This is a genomic window from Bradyrhizobium sp. UFLA05-112, assembly GCF_053572325.1.
This window is the reverse complement of sequence record NZ_JBANBK010000006.1, coordinates 13,920-32,585: the sequence shown is the minus strand read 5'-3', so window position 1 is coordinate 32,585 and position 18,666 is coordinate 13,920. Positions and strand designations below refer to the sequence as shown.

At 64.4% G+C, this 18,666-nt stretch carries 17 protein-coding genes; 15 read left to right on the top strand and 2 right to left on the bottom strand.

Features of this window, described 5'->3' with window-relative positions; translation table 11 throughout:
* The first annotated feature begins 71 nt into the window (after positions 1-71).
* The 5 genes from SO180_RS05140 to boxB all read left to right on the top strand — a co-directional run bounded on the left by SO180_RS05140 (position 72) and on the right by boxB (position 6,495).
* On the top strand, positions 72-1,613 hold the full coding sequence (locus SO180_RS05140; protein WP_449377734.1) for a benzoate-CoA ligase family protein: 1,542 nt from the start codon (positions 72-74) through the stop codon (positions 1,611-1,613).
* Positions 1,614-1,727: 114 nt separating this feature from the next.
* Positions 1,728-2,546 (top strand): alpha/beta fold hydrolase, encoded by an 819-nt coding sequence (locus tag SO180_RS05135; RefSeq protein WP_449377733.1) that lies wholly within the window; start codon positions 1,728-1,730, stop codon positions 2,544-2,546.
* A gap of 21 nt (positions 2,547-2,567) precedes the next feature.
* Positions 2,568-3,095: a DUF309 domain-containing protein gene (locus SO180_RS05130; protein ID WP_449377732.1), complete on the top strand. Its 528-nt coding sequence runs from the start codon at positions 2,568-2,570 to the stop codon at positions 3,093-3,095.
* A 115-nt stretch (positions 3,096-3,210) separates the two neighbouring features.
* The gene (gene boxC / locus SO180_RS05125; protein WP_449377731.1) at positions 3,211-4,899 is read left to right on the top strand and encodes a 2,3-epoxybenzoyl-CoA dihydrolase; all 1,689 of its coding nucleotides are present in this window, start codon (positions 3,211-3,213) and stop codon (positions 4,897-4,899) included.
* A gap of 144 nt (positions 4,900-5,043) precedes the next feature.
* Complete coding sequence (gene boxB, locus SO180_RS05120; protein ID WP_449377730.1) at positions 5,044-6,495, top strand: benzoyl-CoA 2,3-epoxidase subunit BoxB; 1,452 nt, start codon at positions 5,044-5,046, stop codon at positions 6,493-6,495.
* Positions 6,496-6,570: 75 nt separating this feature from the next.
* Here boxB and SO180_RS05115 read toward each other — a convergent pair whose 3' ends face one another.
* Positions 6,571-7,629: a polysaccharide deacetylase family protein gene (locus SO180_RS05115; protein WP_449377729.1), complete on the bottom strand. Its 1,059-nt coding sequence runs from the start codon at positions 7,627-7,629 to the stop codon at positions 6,571-6,573.
* Between the two features lie 165 nt (positions 7,630-7,794).
* Between SO180_RS05115 and SO180_RS05110 the strand changes: the two genes are divergently transcribed.
* From SO180_RS05110 to phoB, 10 genes are all read left to right on the top strand, one after another.
* Complete coding sequence (locus SO180_RS05110; RefSeq protein WP_449377728.1) at positions 7,795-9,189, top strand: OmpA family protein; 1,395 nt, start codon at positions 7,795-7,797, stop codon at positions 9,187-9,189.
* A 1-nt stretch (position 9,190) separates the two neighbouring features.
* On the top strand, positions 9,191-9,487 hold the full coding sequence (locus SO180_RS05105; protein ID WP_449377727.1) for a hypothetical protein: 297 nt from the start codon (positions 9,191-9,193) through the stop codon (positions 9,485-9,487).
* Between the two features lie 472 nt (positions 9,488-9,959).
* Positions 9,960-11,015 carry a putative bifunctional lysylphosphatidylglycerol flippase/synthetase gene (locus tag SO180_RS05100; protein ID WP_449377726.1) on the top strand — a complete coding sequence of 352 codons (1,056 nt, stop codon included), beginning with the start codon at positions 9,960-9,962 and terminating at the stop codon, positions 11,013-11,015.
* Between the two features lie 34 nt (positions 11,016-11,049).
* Positions 11,050-12,348: an ATP-binding protein gene (locus SO180_RS05095; RefSeq protein ID WP_449377725.1), complete on the top strand. Its 1,299-nt coding sequence runs from the start codon at positions 11,050-11,052 to the stop codon at positions 12,346-12,348.
* A 143-nt stretch (positions 12,349-12,491) separates the two neighbouring features.
* A complete protein-coding gene (pstS, locus tag SO180_RS05090; RefSeq protein ID WP_449377724.1) occupies positions 12,492-13,502 on the top strand; it encodes a phosphate ABC transporter substrate-binding protein PstS in 1,011 nt (336 codons plus the stop codon).
* A gap of 192 nt (positions 13,503-13,694) precedes the next feature.
* The gene (gene pstC, locus SO180_RS05085; RefSeq protein ID WP_449377837.1) at positions 13,695-14,684 is read left to right on the top strand and encodes a phosphate ABC transporter permease subunit PstC; all 990 of its coding nucleotides are present in this window, start codon (positions 13,695-13,697) and stop codon (positions 14,682-14,684) included.
* A gap of 1 nt (position 14,685) precedes the next feature.
* Entirely contained in the window at positions 14,686-15,531 is an 846-nt protein-coding gene (gene pstA / locus SO180_RS05080; RefSeq protein WP_449377723.1) for a phosphate ABC transporter permease PstA, read from the top strand.
* The gene (pstB, locus tag SO180_RS05075) at positions 15,528-16,346 is read left to right on the top strand and encodes a phosphate ABC transporter ATP-binding protein PstB (RefSeq protein ID WP_449377722.1); all 819 of its coding nucleotides are present in this window, start codon (positions 15,528-15,530) and stop codon (positions 16,344-16,346) included. Before pstA ends, pstB begins: the two co-directional genes overlap by 4 nt.
* An 11-nt stretch (positions 16,347-16,357) precedes the next feature.
* Entirely contained in the window at positions 16,358-17,074 is a 717-nt protein-coding gene (gene phoU / locus SO180_RS05070) for a phosphate signaling complex protein PhoU (protein WP_449377721.1), read from the top strand.
* A gap of 14 nt (positions 17,075-17,088) precedes the next feature.
* Positions 17,089-17,796, top strand: coding sequence for a phosphate regulon transcriptional regulator PhoB (gene phoB, locus SO180_RS05065; protein ID WP_449377720.1), 708 nt, complete (start codon positions 17,089-17,091; stop codon positions 17,794-17,796).
* Positions 17,797-18,021: 225 nt separating this feature from the next.
* Here the strand turns inward: phoB and SO180_RS05060 are convergent, their stop codons facing one another.
* Positions 18,022-18,534, bottom strand: coding sequence for a GcrA family cell cycle regulator (locus SO180_RS05060; protein ID WP_027521514.1), 513 nt, complete (start codon positions 18,532-18,534; stop codon positions 18,022-18,024).
* Positions 18,535-18,666: the final 132 nt, after the last annotated feature.

Sequence of the window (18,666 nt, the reverse complement as noted above, 5' to 3'; positions counted from 1 at the left end):
TGATGGCATTGACAGCAAGCCGACGGAGTGTCTTTCTATGAATTATAATTCAAAATTCGGGGGAGAAGTCCGTGAGCGAGGCATCCTACAACGCGGTGACCTGGCTGCTCGACCGTAACATCGCGGAGGGCAGGGGTAACAAGCTCGTCTTCGACGATACCGTCTCCCGCCTGACTTACCGCGAGCTCCAGCAACAGACGCGTCGCGCGGCCAACATGCTGCGCCGTCTCGGCGTTCGCCGCGAGGAGCGCGTGGCGATGATCATGCTCGACACGATCGATTTTCCGCTTCTGTTTCTCGGCGCAATCCGCGCCGGCATCGTGCCGGTGCCGCTCAACACCCTGCTGACCGCGGAGCAATACGCCTACATCCTCGCCGATTGTCGCGCGCGTGTGCTGTTCGTGTCCGAGGCGCTCTATCCCGTCATCAAGGACATCGTCGGCCGCATGCCGGATCTCGACCATGTCGTCGTCTCCGGCAACAAGCAGAACGGCCACAAGCAGCTCGCGGAAGAACTTGCACAAGAGACCGATGATTTCGCGACCGCTGCTACGCATCCGGACGAGCCGGCGTTCTGGCTCTATTCATCAGGCTCGACCGGCATGCCCAAAGGCGTGCGCCACCTGCATTCGAGCTTGCAGGCGACCGCGGACACCTATGCCAAACAGGTGCTCGGCATTCGCGAGGACGACGTTTGTCTGTCCGCGGCAAAGCTGTTCTTCGCCTATGGCCTTGGCAATGCGCTGACCTTTCCGATGTCGGTCGGCGCCACCACTGTGCTGAACACCGAGCGGCCGACGCCAGCGCGCATGTTCGAGCTGATGAACCGATACAACCCGACCATCTTCTACGGCGTGCCGACGCTGTTCGCGGCCATGCTCAATGACGAAGCCGGCAAGCAGGAGCGCGGCGGCAAGGCCCTGCGCATCTGCACTTCCGCCGGCGAGGCGCTCCCGGAATCGGTGGGCAATGCCTGGAAGGCGCGCTTCGGCGTCGACATCCTCGACGGTGTCGGCTCGACCGAGCTCTTGCACATCTTCCTGTCGAACGCGCCGGGCGACATCAAATACGGCTCGTCCGGCAAGCCGGTGCCGGGCTATGCGGTGCGGCTGGTCAACGAAGCCGGCCATGATGTGCCGGACGGCGAGGTCGGCGAGCTGCTGGTCGATGCCCCCTCGGCCGGTGAGGGCTACTGGAACCAGCGCCACAAGAGCCGCCGCACCTTCGAAGGTCCGTGGACGCGCACCGGCGACAAATATGTCCGCGACGCCGAGGGCCGCTACACCTTCTGCGGACGCTCCGACGACATGTTCAAGGTCTCCGGCATCTGGGTGTCGCCGTTCGAGGTCGAGAGCGCGCTGATCACGCACCCGGCCGTGCTGGAAGCCGCCGTCGTTCCCGAAGCCGATCCGGAAGGCCTGTTGAAGCCGAAAGCCTTCGTGGTGCTGCGTCCCGGCGCCAAGGCCAGCGATCTCCAGGAGATGCTGAAGGAGCACGTCAAGCAGAAGATCGGCCCCTGGAAATATCCGCGCTGGATCGACGTCGTGGAGTCCTTGCCGAAGACGGCAACCGGCAAGATCCAGCGCTTCAAGCTGCGCGCAGGCGCGAACTAGCAGCAGGTCGTCATGGCCGGGCTTGTCCCGGCCATCCACGCGCCACCGTGATTGAGGATAGACGTGGATGCCCGGGTCAAGCCCGGGCATGACGACGGAGAGCAGAGTGACAGCATGACCAATCTCGCCCCCACAGGCTTCCTCACCATCGGCGGCGCCAACCTCGAATACAAATGGCTTGCGCCGAAATCCGCGAATGCGTCGACCATCGTCATGTTGCATGAGGGGCTCGGCTCAGTCGGCTTATGGGGCGACTTTCCGGAAAAGCTGCAGGCCGCTACCGGCGCCGGCATCTTCCTTTATTCGCGGGCGGGCTATGGTCAGTCGAGCTCGGTGACGTTGCCGCGAACGCTCGACTACATGCATCGCGAGGCGCTCGACGTGTTGCCGGGGGTGCTCGACGCGATTGCCTTCAGGCGCGGACTGTTGCTCGGCCATTCCGACGGCGCCTCGATCGCGACTATTTACGCAGGTTCACATCAGGATCACCGCCTGCAAGGCCTTGTGCTGATCGCGCCGCATTTCATCGTCGAGGACATCTCGGTGAAGTCGATCGCCGAGATCAAGAGGACCTACGAGACCACTGATCTAAGAGCGAAACTGGCGCGCTGGCACAAGGACGTCGATAACGCCTTTCATGGCTGGAACGGCGCCTGGCTCGACCCAAAATTCCGCAACTGGGATATTTCCGAGTACCTCGCCTATATCCGCGTCCCCGTCCTGGTCGTTCAAGGTGTGGATGACCAATACGGGACCATGCGACAGGTCGAGATTGCGCAGGAAGAATGTTATTGTCCGGTAGATTTGAAAGTCATTTCAGAGGCGGGGCACGCTCCGCATCGTGAAGCGCCGGGGGCGACGCTTGACGCTATTGCAGAATTTGCCCAGGCGGCGTTGCGCGCCGACCGGGGTCTTGAGGGACATGCGGCATGAATCATCGGAGGCTTCGCTCCGATGATTGCGCGACCACCCGTGGCCGGCTCCTTGCCGTGGCCGCAATGGGCCTATGTGCCCGGTGAAACCGATCTCGACGCCGATTGCGAAACGCTCGACATGGCCAAGGCGCTCGTGCCGCCGGCGTTCCGCGGCCATGTGCCGGCACGACATCCCGCGCTGCGCTATGGACTCGCGCTGAACGATCGCGGCTACTTCTGGGAATCGCAGGAGGTCCTGGAAGCGGTGTGGGCGGCAGCTCCCCAGCGTGGCCGCGAGCGCATCCTGCTCCGCGCCTGCATCTATGTTGCCAACGCGAATCTGCGGTTGCGCATCGTCAGGCCGCATTCGGCCTCGCGCCTGTTTGGCGAGGCGCTGGAGGAGCTGCGCGAGCTCCGGACACGCAAGGCATCCGCAGCCGGTGACGGCTTCGTCGACCGCTTTCCGACCGAGGCGCTCGTCGCTCTTCTCCAGGCCAAGCTCGGCCGCCCGAAGCTGTTGTCGAAGGCCGATTGGGTCCCGCTCGGGACGATTCCGCGCCCCGAGTAATCATGAAGCAAAATGCATGTATTGATCGCAACGGACTAGACGCGGCCTGAAAGATGCACTATTTTGCATGAAAAGGTTAAAGCCAGACGCGCATAATCGAGCTCAAGGGTGGCCCATGGCCGGGGAAGATCGTCGTCTCGCAGGCGGTGCGAAATTCATCGATTTCCAGACAGATCCGTCGCGCTACCGGCACTGGAAGCTCGCGATCGCCGGCGAGGTCGCGACGCTGACCATGGACGTCGACGAAAACGGCGGCCTGTTCGAGGGCTACCAGCTCAAGCTCAATTCCTACGACCTCGGCGTCGACATCGAGCTTGCCGATGCGATCCAGCGGCTGCGCTTCGAGCACCCCGAAGTGAAGGTCGTGCTGATGCGCTCGGCCAAGAACCGCGTGTTCTGCGCTGGCGCCAACATCCGCATGCTCGCCGGCTCGACCCATGCCCACAAGGTCAACTTCTGCAAGTTCACCAACGAGACCCGCAACGGCATGGAAGACTCCTCGGAGAATTCCGGCCAGCGCTTCATCACTGTCGTGAACGGCTCGGCCGCCGGCGGCGGCTATGAGCTGGCGCTCGCAACCGACCACATCATCCTTGCCGATGACGGCTCCTCCGCCGTGGCGCTGCCCGAAGTGCCGCTGCTTGCCGTGCTGCCGGGTACCGGCGGGCTCACGCGCGTCGTCGACAAGCGCAAGGTGCGCCGCGACCACGCCGACTTCTTCTGCACCATCGAGGAAGGCGTGAAGGGCAAGCGCGCCGTCGCCTGGCGGCTCGTCGACGAAATCGCCCCGAACTCCAAGCTCGAGGCGAAGATCACCGAGCGCGCCAAGGAATTTGCAGCGTCATCCAAGCGCAAGGGAAGCGGCGAGGGCATTGCGCTCACCCCGCTCAAGCGCATCATCGATGAGACCAGCATCAGCTATGGCTTCGTGAGCGTCGATATCGATCGCGCCGCGCGCATCGCCACCATCTCGATCAAGGCGCCGGAGGCTGCCCCGCCTGCCGACATCGACGGCCTGCTGGCGCAGGGCGCATCCTTCTGGCCGCTCCAGGTCGCGCGCGAGCTCGACGATGCGATCCTGCACCTGCGCATCAACGAGCTCGAGGTCGCGATGCTCGTGTTCAAGAGCCATGGCGAGCGCGCCCATGTGCTCGCCTGCGACGCTTTCCTCGAAGCCAATAAGACGCACTGGCTGGTCAACGAGATCCGCCATTACTGGAAGCGCGTGCTCAAGCGCATCGACGTCACCTCGCGCACGCTGGTGACGCTGGTCGAGCCCGGCTCCTGCTTTGCCGGCACGCTCGCCGAGCTCGTCTTCGCCGCCGACCGCTCGTACATGCTGATCGGCACCCGCCAGGGCGACAATCGTCCGCCGCCCTCGATCGAGCTCTCCGCGATGAATTTCGGCCCCTATCCGATGAGCCACGGGCTGACCCGCCTGCAATCGCGTTTCCAGGCCGATCCGTCCGATGTGGAGCGGGCGGAAGCCACCGTCGGGATCAGCCTCGACGCCGAGGAGGCCGAGGAGCTTGGCCTCGTCACCTTCGCGCTCGACGACATCGACTGGGACGACGAGGTCCGCGTGTTCCTCGAGGAGCGGGCGAGCTTCTCGCCCGACAGCCTCACCGGCATGGAAGCGAGCCTGCGCTTCGTTGGTCCGGAGACGATGGAGTCAAAAATCTTCGCGCGCCTGACCGCATGGCAGAACTGGATCTTCCAGCGCCCGAACGCGGTCGGTGAGGAAGGCGCGCTGCGCCGCTACGGCAGCGGCCAGAAGCCGAAATTCGATATGACGCGGGTTTGATGACTTTCGCGTCCCGGGCGCGCTGCGGCACGAAGTGACGCTGCGCAGAACCGGGACCCGGACGGACCATATGGGTCCCGGCTCACCGGCGCAACGCTTCGCGTTGCACCGCGTCCGGGACACGAGATCGCAAGGAGCACGGCCATGAACATGAACATCATGAACGTCGATTACTCGACCAAGATTCCTAACAACGTGAATCTCGCCGAAGACCGCCAGGTGCTGAAGGCGTTGGAAGGCTGGCATCCCGGCTACATGGACTGGTGGAGCGACATGGGCCCGGACGGCTTCCAGGAATCGCTCGTTTACCTGCGCACCGCCTATTCGGTCGATCCGCGCGGCTGGGCCAAGTTCGACTATGTGCGCATGCCCGACTATCGCTGGGGCATCCTCCTTGCTCCCCAGGAAGAGAACCGCGTCGTGCCGTTCGGCGAGCACTATGGCGAGCCGGCCTGGCAGGAGGTCCCCGGCGAGCATCGCGCGATGCTGCGCCGCTTGATCGTGATCCAGGGCGACACCGAACCCGCTTCCGTCGAGCAGCAGCGCCATCTCGGCAAGACCGCGCCCTCGCTCTACGACATGCGCAACCTGTTCCAGGTCAATGTCGAGGAAGGCCGTCACCTCTGGGCGATGGTGTATCTGCTGCAGAAATATTTCGGCCGCGACGGCCGCGAGGAGGCGGACGAATTGTTGCGCCGTCGCTCGGGTGACGCGGATGCGCCGCGCATGCTCGGCGCCTTCAACGAGGCGACGCCCGACTGGCTGTCCTTCTTCATGTTCACCTATTTCACCGACCGCGACGGCAAGATGCAGCTGCACAGCCTCGCGCAGTCGGGCTTCGATCCGTTGTCGCGCACCTGCCGCTTCATGCTGACCGAAGAGGCGCACCACATGTTCGTCGGCGAGACCGGCATCACCCGCGTGGTGCAGCGGACCTGCGAGGCGATGAGCGAGGCGGGCATCTCCGACCCCAACGACATCGCCAAGGTGCGTGCGCTCGGCGTCATCGACCTGCCGACCATCCAGAAGAAGCTGAACCTGCACTATTCACTGTCGCTCGACCTGTTCGGCTCGGAAGTATCGACCAACGCTGCGAACGCGTTCAACGCCGGTATCAAGGGCCGCTACAAGGAAACCTCGATCGAGGACGATCACCAGCTCAAGACCGCGACCTACCCGGTCATGAAGTTCGTCGACGGCCAGATCAAGATGGTCGACGAGCCGGCGCTGACAGCGCTCAACATGCGGCTGCGCGACGACTACACCCAGGACTGCGTCAAGGGCATGCTGCGCTGGAACAAGGTGATCTCGACGGCGGGCTACGACTTCAAGCTGACGGTGCCGCACGTCACGTTCCACCGGCACATCGGCGAGTTCAAGGACGTGCACGCCACGCCCGAGGGCATCCTGATCGACGACGCCACCTGGGCCAAGCGCAAGGACGACTGGCTGCCGTCAACGAACGACGGCGACTTCATCGCTTCCCTGATGAAGCCCGTCACCGAGATCGGCCAGTTCGCGTCCTGGATCTCGCCGCCGAAAGTCGGCATCGACAACAAGCCCGGCGATTTCGAATATGTGAAGATCGAGTCGTAGGTCGCTGGACACGACAGCACGCCAGGCCCTTCGATGTCGTCCCGGCCTTTGCCGCGGCGACAGCGGAGAGGGAGGCTACGCCGCCGCAAACCGGCGGAAGCCGTTCCACATTGCGGTGGCAGCGCCCGAGGTCAGCACCGGCAGGATGCGGGCATCCTGATAATTGCCGTTGAGCGAGACGCGCGGCAGTGCGGTCGGGTAACCGGCATTTTCGGCGAACAACATGCCCGGGCGCGTGGTCACCGCGGTCTTGAAACCGCTCGCCGCGGCCAGCGCGAATTCGCGTTCGCCCGCGGCATGGCGGTCGCCATAGGGATAGGCGAGGTGCTGCACGGGGCGTCCGAGCGCGTGCTCGATGCGCACGCGGCCCACCGCCATCTCCTGCGCGGCAATCTCCTCGCTCTGCTTGGCAAGGTTGCAATGGCTGATGGTGTGGGCGCCGATCGCGACCTGCGGATCCGCCGCCAGCGCCTTCAGCTCGTCCCAGGACAGGCAGAGGTCGCGGCAGAGCGCCGCCATGTCGACACCGTGCTTCGTGCAGAGCGCCGTGATCTCGCGCTGAAGGTCGTGCTCGCCCGGCAACGCGCGCAGCCAGTCATGGATGCGGTCGAACGCGGCCTGTTTCGCAGGCGCGCTCGTCGCATCGAGACGGAGCGCGGCATGGCCGATCTGCACGTCGATGTGACTCGCCTTGGCGATGACGGCCTCAAGTGCGATCCACCAGAGACGTCCGGTCCCCTCGGCGAAATCGCTCGTGACATAGATGGTCGAAGGTGCGCCGAATTCGCGCAGCACGGGGAGGGCAAAATCGCGGTTGTCGCGGTAGCCGTCGTCGAGCGTGAAGGCAGCGAAGCGGCGGGTGAACTGGCCCTGCGCGAGCCGATCATGCAATTCGTCCATCGAGATGATGTCGATGTCGTGCGAGCGCAGATGGCACAGCGTGGCGCGCAGGAAGTCCGGCGTGACCTCGAGATGCCGATTGGGCTGGAACGCATCCTCCCGAGGTGGTCGCACATGGTGCAGCATGAAAATGGCGCCGACGCCGGCGAGCAGCGGCCGCAGGAGGTGGTGCGCCCCGCTGAAATAGAGTGCTTCCAGCCCGACGCGGATGACGTTGTTGCGCAGTTGTTTCATCGAAGGCTGGTTGACCCCGGCATTCCACGGTCAACCTAGGGGAAGACCCTTGAAGAAAAAGTTAGTCCGGTTGCTCATCCAGAGCCTTCACAAGGCCGCCATTTCCGGTTTGACAGCCCGTCAAGGGTTTGTTTTGTCTCCGGTTCCAGAGGTTCGGGTCGTCGAATGCAGAAGCTTTTCAAGTGGGCCAGCAAATGGTGGCCGGGGTTGATCCCCTTGGCCATCATGTGGGGAATTGCGGCCTGGAATGACACTTTGCCGCTGGAAGCCGACTTGTCTGCCCGCTCCGCTGCCGCGCTGAAGAACACCGTTCTGGACAAGACCCGGATCGCGGTGGCCGGCCGCGACGTCACTTTTGCCGCCGAAGCGTTCTCGGAGGAGGGCCGCCGCGACGCCGTCACGGCGGTCGAAACCGTGCCGGGCGTGCGTCTGGTCGACGACCAGACCCGGCTGGTTCCCGAGGCCAAGCCCTTCGTCTGGAACGCCGAACGGGACGTCGTCCGGGTCACCCTGTCCGGCAGCGCGCCGTTGCCGGGGGTGAAGGGCCGGCTGGTGGAGGCCGCCCGCAAGGACCTCGGCGGCATCGAGGTCGCCGATCAGATGGGATTGGCGCGCGGTGCGCCGCCGCGCTTCGAAAATGCCGCGATGCTCCTGCTCGACCAGGTCGGCAAGCTCAAGGACGGCAAGATCACGATATCCGACACCAACGTCAGCCTGTCCGGCATGGCGCGCGAACTCGGCGGCCGAGAAGCCATTGCGGCGGCGCTGAAGAATTTGCCTGAGGGTATTTCGGTCGCGACCAACGACATCAAGGCGCCGCCTTACATCTTCCAGGCCTACAAGGATCCGGTCGCGGCGACCGTGACGCTAACCGGCTACGTCCCCGACAACAACGTCCACGCGGTCATCGCCACGGCGGCAGGGCAAAAATTCTTCGGCGAGAAGGTCGTCGACAATCTCAAGGCCAGCATTGGCGCGCCTGCTTCGTTCGGCAATTCGGTGGTTGCCGCGCTTGGGGCTCTGTCACGGCTCTCGACCGGCACGCTGGTGGTGACGGATCGTGAGGTGAAGCTGTCGGGCGATGCGCTCTATGAGGGCGCGGCAGCCGATATCCGCGCAGGCCTCGGCAAGGATTTTCCCAAGACCTGGCAGTACAAGCCGGAAATCACCGTGAAGCCCGCCGCAGGTCCGGTCGACGGCACGGTCTGTCAACAGCTGTTCTCCGAGCTCCTGACCAAGGGCAAGATCCGCTTCGAGCCGAAGCGCGCCACGATCGATCCGGATTCCGCAGGTCTCCTCGATCGCCTCATCGAAACGGCGCTGCGGTGCCCGAACGCCACCATCGAGGTGGCGGGCCACACCGATTCCGACGGCGAGGATGCCTTCAATCAGGCGCTGTCGGAGAAGCGCGCCCAGGCGGTGATCGACTATCTCGTCAAGGCGGGCCTTCCGGCCGATCGCTTCACGGCAGTCGGCTATGGCAGCACGCAGCCGGTCGCCGGCAACGATACCGACGAAGGCAAGGCACAAAACCGCCGCATCGAATTTCTGGTGAGATGACATGTCATTTCTGTTGGCGTTCCATTGGGGTTGGCTGGTCGGATCGCTGCTGCTCGGGCTGGCGATGGGTTGGATCTCGGTGGTCCAGCGCGGTAACGGCACCTCGAAGGTGCTTGCGCGCTGGCTCGCGGTCCTCGCGGCGGCCCTCGTCGCGGCGGCGCTCGCCCGTGTGGTCCCCGGCCGCTTCGGCTACTGGCTCGACCTCGGCCTTACCATGTTCGGCTGCTATCTCGTCGGCTGCACCATCGGCGCATGCCTCCGCGACCGGGTCGTCTCGCGCAGCGCGCCCGCGGCCTGAGCTTTGCGCTTGCACCCTGCCTATGCGCAAGGCGCCGGACTGCCCTGATGACTGCGCCTTGGGCGCCGCACAGGGTCGCCGCGCTTCGGCGCATGCCAAATCGCGTTCCGGCCTGCCTTTACCACCGCCGATCGCGGGGCCAAAGATTGACGCCGGCTTAAGCCGCAGCGGAACATTGTCCGGGTGAAATCATCAAAACTTCACGGCCCGTACGCAGGATCGCGATACAGATTCGGCAGAGGCCGTCGCGGAAAAGAGCCAAACGGTGCAAGGCAAGCGCGGATACCCGCCTAAAATATTGAAGAAACGCGTTTTTGCGCTTATTGGCGAATTCCACTCCGGCCCAAAACGCGCTACTGGAGGGTCGGGGAGCATGCGCGAAGCTGGAGCCGGCGCCAAGGGGTCGCCGGCTATCTGTACGTTCGCCCGTTCGCCGGCCGCTATGGCCGCGGAAGCGTAGTTCGAGGTCTAGATGCTGGAAGCCATACGCAGGGCCATGACGTTTCTGCGCCAGAAGCAAATCCTGCATAAGCTTGGCGTCGTGATCAGCGTGACGGTCATCGGCATCGCTTGCTACGTGCTCTATCACATGCTGCGCGGCATCGACTTCAACGAGGTGGTCGAGGCGATCAAGAGCACCGAGCCGAGCCAGATTGCGATGGCGGCGCTGTTCGTGGCCGCCGGCTATTTCACCCTGACCTTCTACGATCTGTTCGCGACGCGTGCGATCGGCCACGCCCATGTGCCCTACCGCATCAATGCGCTCGCGGCCTTCACCAGCTACTCGATCGGCCACAATGTCGGCGCCAGCGTCTTCACCGGCGGCGCGGTGCGCTATCGCATCTACTCGGCCTGGGGCCTCAACGCGATCGACGTCGCCAAGATCTGTTTCCTCGCCGGCCTGACCTTCTGGCTTGGCAACGCCGCCGTGCTCGGCCTCGGGATCACCTATCACCCCGAAGCTGCGGCCTCGATCGACCAGCTGCCCCCCTGGCTCAACCGGCTGGTCGCGATGGCGATCATCGTCGCGCTGGTCGCCTATGTCGTGTGGGTCTGGACCCAGCCGCGCGTGGTCGGTCGTGGTCCATGGACGGTGGTGCTGCCGGGCGGCCCGCTGACGCTGCTCCAGATCGCGATCGGCATCGTCGATCTCGGCTTCTGCGCGCTCGCGATGTACGTGCTGGTGCCGGACGAGCCCAATCTCGGCTTCGTCGTGGTCGCTGTGATCTTCGTCTCCGCCACACTGCTCGGCTTCGCCAGCCACTCCCCCGGAGGTCTCGGCGTATTCGATGCCGCCATGCTGGTCGGGCTGTGGCAGATGGACCGCGAGGAGCTCCTCGGGGGAATGCTGCTGTTCCGCGTCCTCTATTATCTTTCGCCCTTTGTCATATCTGTAATCTTGCTGACGTTTCGAGAGGTTATTATCGGAGCCCGATCGAAACGCCTGCAGCAGGCGGCCCTCAAGCTCGATCCCGGCCCTGCGCGCGAAGCCGCTTACGTGAGAGAGCGCAGCGACAAGAGCGCCTGACCGGCCTACAATTCTTAAGGAGAAGCCTGCCCCGATGGCGATCGACGCCCACCCTTCTCCCTCGGTCCAGCCCTGGTCCGATCGGCTGCGGCATTCGGCGATCATCCTGATCGCGGCGGCGCTGGCGCTGTCGGTGGTGGTCTCGCTCGGGGAATTGTCGGCGACGCGGGCTGTGGCGGTGTTTCTCTGCATCGCCGCGGCCGCGCTGATCCCCTGGCGCCTGCACGATACCGCCGCCTCGCGCGACGACGTCCGCCGCATCAACCCGGTCGAAAACGCGGCGGTGGCCGCGGTTGTCTCGGGCATGCCGGACCCGGCCGTGCTGCTCGATCGCGCCGGGCGCGTCATCCATCTCAATGCTGCCGCAGCCCAGCTCGCGCCAGCGCTGCGCAAGAACGAGCTCGCCCAGTTCGCGCTGCGCTCGCCGGAGATCATCACCGCGCTGCGCGAGGCGATCGCTACATCCGAGCCGCGCCGCGCCGACTATCTCGATCACGTGCCGGTCGACCGCTGGATGGAGCTGATCATCACACCGGTTCCGGTGCCGACCACGTTCGGCGGCGCTGACAAATGCATGCTGATGACCTTCCACGATCAGACGCCGCTACGCCGGGTCGAGGAGATGCGCGCCGATTTCGTCGCCAATGCCAGCCACGAGCTGCGCACGCCGCTGGCCGCGCTCTCCGGCTTCATCGACACGCTTCAGGGCCAGGCCAAGGACGATCCCAGGGCGCGCGAGCGCTTCCTCGGCATCATGCACACCCAGGCGACCCGCATGGCGCGCCTGATCGACGATCTGTTGTCGCTTTCGCGGGTGGAATTGTCGGCGCATGTGCGGCCCGACACGCTGGTCGATGTCGTGCCGATCATCCGCCAGGTCGCTGATGGGCTCGAACCGCTGGCGCGCGAGCGGCAGGTGGACGTCGAGATCAATCTGCCGGAGACGGCGGTGATGATCGCGGGCGACCGCGAGGAATTGTTGCGGCTGTTCGAGAACCTGATCGAGAACGCGCTGAAATACGGCGCCTCGGGCGGGCGGGTGATCGTCTCGCTCGGCATGGTCACGGCGGCTGACGGCTCGCCGGAAATCCGCGTCCTGGTGCGCGACTTCGGCCCCGGAATTGCACCGGAACACCTGCCAAGGCTGACCGAGCGGTTCTACCGGGTTGACGTCGGCGACAGTCGCTCGCAGGGCGGGACGGGCCTCGGATTATCGCTGGTGAAACATATCGTTAACCGGCACCGCGGCCGGCTTTTGATCGAAAGCGTGCTCAAACAGGGCGCCACTTTCACGGCCTGTTTTCCCCAGGCCAAGCCCCCAGCTGCAAGCTGAAAATCCAGCTATCTCAGGCGCTTAAGCCTGTCATCCGACTGTCACGAAACCTTCGTAAAAGCACTACCGATCGCTCCTAAAGGGGCGGCGCGGGAGCGCGATCGGGCGCGCATGGCGCTTCGCTCCCCACTATGGAGACCAGCATGAATTTCATCAAAACTATCGTCGCTGCTGGCCTGGTGGCCGCATCGACGTCGGCCTTCGCTGCCGACATCACCGGCGCCGGCGCGACGTTCCCGTTCCCGATCTATTCGAAGTGGGCTGACGCCTACAAAAAGGAGACCGGCAACGGTCTGAACTATCAGTCGATAGGCTCCGGCGGCGGCATCAAGCAGATCCAGGCCAAGACCGTGACCTTCGGCGCCAGCGATGCGCCACTCAAGGCCGAGCAGCTCGAGAAGGACGGCCTCGTTCAGTGGCCGATGGTCATGGGCGCCATCGTCCCCGTGGTCAACATCGAGGGCGTGAAGGCCGGCGAGCTGACCTTCGACGGCGAGACCCTCGCCAACATCTACCTCGGCAAGATCACCAAGTGGGATGATGCTGCCATCAAGAAGCTCAATCCGAACGTGAAGCTGCCGTCGGACGCGATCACCGTGGTCCGCCGCTCGGACGGTTCGGGCACCACCTTCAACTTCACCAACTACCTCTCCAAGGCCAGCGCGGACTGGAAGAGCAAGGTCGGTGAGGGCACGGCCGTCGAATGGCCGGTCGGTGTCGGCGCCAAGGGCAACGAGGGCGTGTCGGGCAACATCAGCCAGACCAAGAACTCGATCGGTTATGTCGAGTACGCCTATGCCAAGCAGAACAAGCTGACCTACACCGGTCTCGTCAACAAGGCCGGCAAGCCGGTGCAGCCGACCGTCGAGGCCTTCCAGGCGGCCGCGTCCAACGCCGACTGGGGCAAGGCTCCGGGCTACTACGTCATCCTGACCGACCAGCCCGGCGACAAGTCCTGGCCGATCACCGCGGCGACCTTCATCCTGATGCACAAGGACGCCACCGACAAGGCGGCCTCGCAGGAAGCCATCAAGTTCTTCCGCTGGGCCTTCAAGAACGGCAGCAAGGCGGCCGAGGAGCTCGACTACATCCCGATGCCGGACAGCGTCGTCCAGCTGATCGAGAAGACCTGGGCTGCCGAGATCAAGAGCTGATCGCAGCGGCTCTCGTCTCCCGGACGCGGTACGGCATGAAATGACGCGCCGCTGAGCCGGGACCCAGAAGACTTTGGGTGCAATAACTTCGGCCCCGGATCAGCGTCGCACCGCTTCGCGCTGCGCCGCATCCGGGGCACGAGACCGACAATAAGCGTAGATAAATTGGTACAGGGGATCGGCGTGGCAGAGATGGCCGTTCAAAGCGATATCGTCGACGACGCCGGACCATATGATCGCGCCAAGGCCTTGAGCGCGTTCAAGCTCGGCGACATGACCTTCTATTGGATCACGCGGCTCAGCGCGATCTCGGTCCTCCTGATCCTCGGCGGCATCATCGTGTCGCTGATCGTCGGCGCCTTCCCGGCCATCAGGGAATACGGCCTCGCCTTCCTGTGGACCCAACGTTGGGCGCCCTCTGCCGATCCGCCGGTGCTCGGCGCGCTCGGGCCGATTTACGGCACGCTCGTCACCTCCTTCATCGCAATGCTGATCGCCATTCCCGTCGGCCTCGGCATCGCGATCTTCCTCACCGAGCTCTGCCCGCAATGGCTGCGCCGCCCGATCGGCATGGCGGTCGAGTTGCTCGCCGGCATTCCCTCGATCATCTACGGCATGTGGGGCTTCTTCGTGCTGGGTCCGTTCCTGGCCAACACCTTCCAGCCCTTCATGATCAAGCTGTTCGACGGCGTTCCGGTGCTGGGCGCGATCTTCGCCGGCCCGCCGTCCTATCTCAGCCTGTTCAACGCCTCGCTGATCCTCGCGATCATGGTGCTTCCCTTCATCACCTCGATCTCGGTCGACGTGTTCAAGACCGTGCCGCCGGTCCTGAAGGAAGCCGCCTATGGCGTCGGCTGCACCACCTGGGAAGTCGTGCGCAGCGTGGTGATCCCCTACACGCGCGTCGGCATCATCGGCGGCGTCATGCTGGCACTCGGACGTGCGCTGGGTGAGACCATGGCGGTGACCTTCATCATCGGCAACTCCTTCCGCATCTCGTCGTCGATCTTCGCCCCAGGCACGACCATCTCGGCGGCGATCGCCAGCGAGTTCGCCGAAAGCGACGGCCTGCATCAGTCCGGCCTGATCCTGCTCGGCCTGCTGCTGTTCGTGCTGACGTTCTTCGTGCTCGCCGGCGCGCGGCTGATGCTGCTGCGTCTCGAAAAGAAGGCGGGGAAGTAACATGAACCCGATCTACGCACGCCGCCGCCGCAAGGACATCGTCATCCGTGGTCTCTGCATCGCTGCCGCCGCCTTCGGCGTCACCTGGCTCGCGCTGATCCTGATCACCTTGCTTTACAACGGCCTCACCGGTCTGAACCTTCAGATCTTCGTCGCGGACACTCCGCCTCCGGGCTCGACCGAAGGCGGCCTGCGCAACGCCATCATCGGTTCGATCATCATGACCGTGATCGGCGTCGGCATCGGCGCGCCGCTTGGCCTGTTCGCCGGGACCTATCTCGCCGAATACGGTCGCAACGACAAGTTGACCTCGGTAATCCGCTTCATCAACGACATCCTCTTGTCGGCACCCTCCATCATCATCGGCCTGTTCATCTATGGTGCGGTGGTGGTGCCGATGCGCGGCTTCTCGGCGATCGCCGGCGCGCTGGCGCTGGCCGTCATCGTGATCCCGGTCGTGCTGCGCACCACCGAGGACATGCTGCTGCTGGTGCCGAACGCGCTACGCGAGGCGGCTTCTGCTCTTGGGCTGCCGCGTTCGCTGGTGATCAAGCGGATCGCCTACCGCGCGGCGCGCTCCGGTCTCATCACCGGCGTGCTGCTCGCCACCGCACGCGTCGCCGGCGAGACCGCGCCGCTGCTGTTCACCGCCTTGTCGAACCAGTTCTTCAGCCTCAGCCTGAACAAGACGATGGCGAACCTGCCGGTCACCATCAACAATTTCGTGCAGAGCCCCTATGCCTACTGGAAGCAGTTGGCCTGGAGCGGGGCGCTGCTGATCACCCTGACCGTGCTTGCCCTGAACATTGGCGCGCGCATTCTTGGCGCCGAGAGGACTGCAAAATGAGCGATCTGTCCGTTTCCGTAAGTTCCACCGGGCGTCAGGCGTCTCCGACGCTGCCCGAGGCTCCGGCCAAGGTGACGGTGCGCAATCTCAACTTCTATTATGGCGAGCACCACGCGCTGAAGAACATCAACCTGACGCTCGGCACCAATCGCGTCACGGCGTTCATCGGCCCATCCGGCTGCGGCAAGTCGACCCTGCTGCGCATCTTCAACCGGATGTACGATCTCTATCCGGGACAGCGCGCCACCGGTCAGCTCATGCTGGACCAGACCAACATCCTCGACTCCAAGCTCGACCTCAACCTGCTGCGCGCCCGGGTCGGCATGGTGTTCCAGAAGCCGACGCCGTTCCCGATGACGATCTACGAGAACATCGCCTTCGGCATCCGCCTCTATGAGAAGATCTCCAAATCGGAGATGGACGTCCGCGTCGAGAAGGCGCTGCGCGGCGGCGCGCTGTGGAACGAGGTCAAGGACAAGCTCAACGCCTCCGGCCTGTCGCTCTCCGGCGGCCAGCAGCAGCGTCTCTGCATCGCCCGCACCGTGGCGGTGCGTCCCGAGGTGATCCTGTTCGACGAGCCCTGCTCGGCGCTCGATCCGATCTCGACCGCTAAGGTCGAGGAGCTTATCCAGGAGCTCGCCGAGAACTACACGATCGCGATCGTCACCCACAACATGCAGCAGGCGGCGCGCGTCTCGGACAAGACCGCCTTCATGTATCTCGGCGAGCTGATCGAGTTCGACGAGACCAGCAAGATCTTCACGTCGCCCAGCGACCGGCGTACCCAAGACTACATCACCGGCCGCTTCGGCTGAGGAGACAGGAAATGGCTTCTGAACATACCGCAAAGGCCTTCGACACCGACCTGCAAGAGCTCACGCGGCTCGTTGCGGAGATGGGCGGCCTTGCCGAGCGCATGATCGTCGATTCCGTCGATGCGCTGATCCGCCGTGACGTCGCGCTCGGCCAGCGCGTGGTGGCAACCGACGCCGAGATCGACGCGCTCCAGAAGAAGATCGAGGAGCGCGCCGTGCTCACGATCGCGCGCCGCCAGCCGATGGCGGTCGACTTGCGCGAGATCGTTGGCGCCATGCGCGTCGCGACCGATCTGGAGCGGATCGGCGACCTTGCCAAGAACATGGGCAAGCGCGTCGCCGCGCTCGAGACCGATTTCCATCCGCTAAAGCTGTTCCGCGGCCTGGAACACATGACCGACCTCGTGCAGCAGCAGGTGAAGTCGGTGCTGGACGCCTATGCCGCGCATGACCTGCCGGCGGCGATGGTGGTGTGGAAAGGCGACGAGGAGGTCGACGCGATCTGCACCTCGCTGTTCCGCGAGCTCCTCACCTACATGATGGAGGATCCGCGCAACATCTCGTTCTGCATCCATTTGATGTTCTGCGCCAAGAACATCGAGCGGATCGGCGACCATGCGACCAACATCGCCGAGACCGTTTTTTACATGATCGAAGGTCAGGCCATCGCCGACAAGCGCCCGAAGGGCGACATGACGACCTTCGCCACGACCGTGCCGAACACTTAAGGAGCGACGACGCCATGGGCGCACGCATTCTGGTTGTTGAGGACGAGGAAGCGCTGACCGAGCTATTGCGCTACAACCTCGAAGGCGACGGCTACGATGTCGAGACGGTGATGCGCGGCGATGACGCCGACACCCGCCTCAAGGAGCATATCCCCGACCTGATCGTGCTCGACTGGATGCTGCCGGGCCTGTCCGGCATTGAGCTGTGCCGCAGGCTTCGCGCCAGGCCCGAGACCAAGCAGCTGCCGATCATCATGCTCACGGCACGCGGCGAGGAGAGCGAGCGGGTGCGGGGGCTTGCGACCGGCGCCGACGACTACATCGTCAAGCCGTTCTCGGTACCTGAGTTGCTCGCGCGCGTGAAAGGCCTGCTCCGGCGTGCAAGCCCCGAGCGGCTTGCGACCATACTCGCCTACGGCGACATCGAGCTCGACCGCGAGAAGCGTCGCGTCGCGCGCTCCGGACGGCCGATCGACCTCGGCCCGACCGAATATCGCCTCTTGGAGTTCTTCCTGGAGCATCCCGGCCGGGTGTTCTCGCGTGAACAGCTGCTCGACAGCGTCTGGGGCCGTGACATCTATATCGACGAGCGCACCGTCGACGTCCACATCGGCCGTCTGCGCAAGCTGCTCAATCTCGGCCGCGAGCAGGACCCGATCCGCACCGTCCGTGGCGCCGGCTACGCGCTGGACGATCGTTTCGCGAAGGCGGAGCAGACTTAAGGTTTGCAGGTGGCAGCGGTGATCCAGCGGGCTGCCGCCACATTCTCCGATGTCGTCCCTGCGAAAGCAGGGACCCATAACCACGGGGAGTGGTTTGGCGAAGACTCGGAGTGATCTTCCCGCGCAATAACTGCGCCCTGGATTATGGGTCCCTGCTTTCGCAGGGACGACATCCAATTTGTTGAACCATCGTTGCGCGTCGGCCAGCCCCGCGCGCTGATGACCTCAGCGCGTGCCGGGCTTGGCCGGTGCGCGTCGGCGGTCCGCCGCCGGCTGGTAGGCGACGCGCGAATGCTGCGCGCAGTAGGGCAGGCCCGAGAGCGACTTGCCGCCACAGAAGAAGAAATCCGGGCTCGAGGGATCGCCGACAGGCCAGTGGCAGGTCGCCTCGTTGAGCTCGAGCAGCGACAGGCGCTGGCTCATCGGAACGACGTTGTCGTAGGTGATCGGATCGGGCTCGACCTCGACCTCGAAGGCCTGGGCGAGGGCGGTGTTGCCGCGCGAGATCGGGCGGCTCACCCGCATCATGTGCTGTGCGGGGCGCGCCTTGCGGGGCCGGGGAGCCGCCGAGGACGGGCTCTTGGCGCGACCGGACAGGCCCAGCCGGTGCACCTTGCCGATTACGGCGTTGCGCGTCACATTCCCGAGCTCGGCAGCGATCTGGCTGGCCGAAAGCCCGGCTTCCCAGAGCTTTTTCAATTGCTCGACGCGATCGTCGGACCAGGTCAAAACCGTCATTGCACCCTTCCCTTCGCCGCGCGCCTGCCAATCCTTGGGGCCGCGTGGCGATGTCTAAGCCTCGAAAAACCCGTGCCCCCAGAATCCCTTAAGGCTCGCCGGGCGCGAAAAACGCACCTGAACGTTACGCCG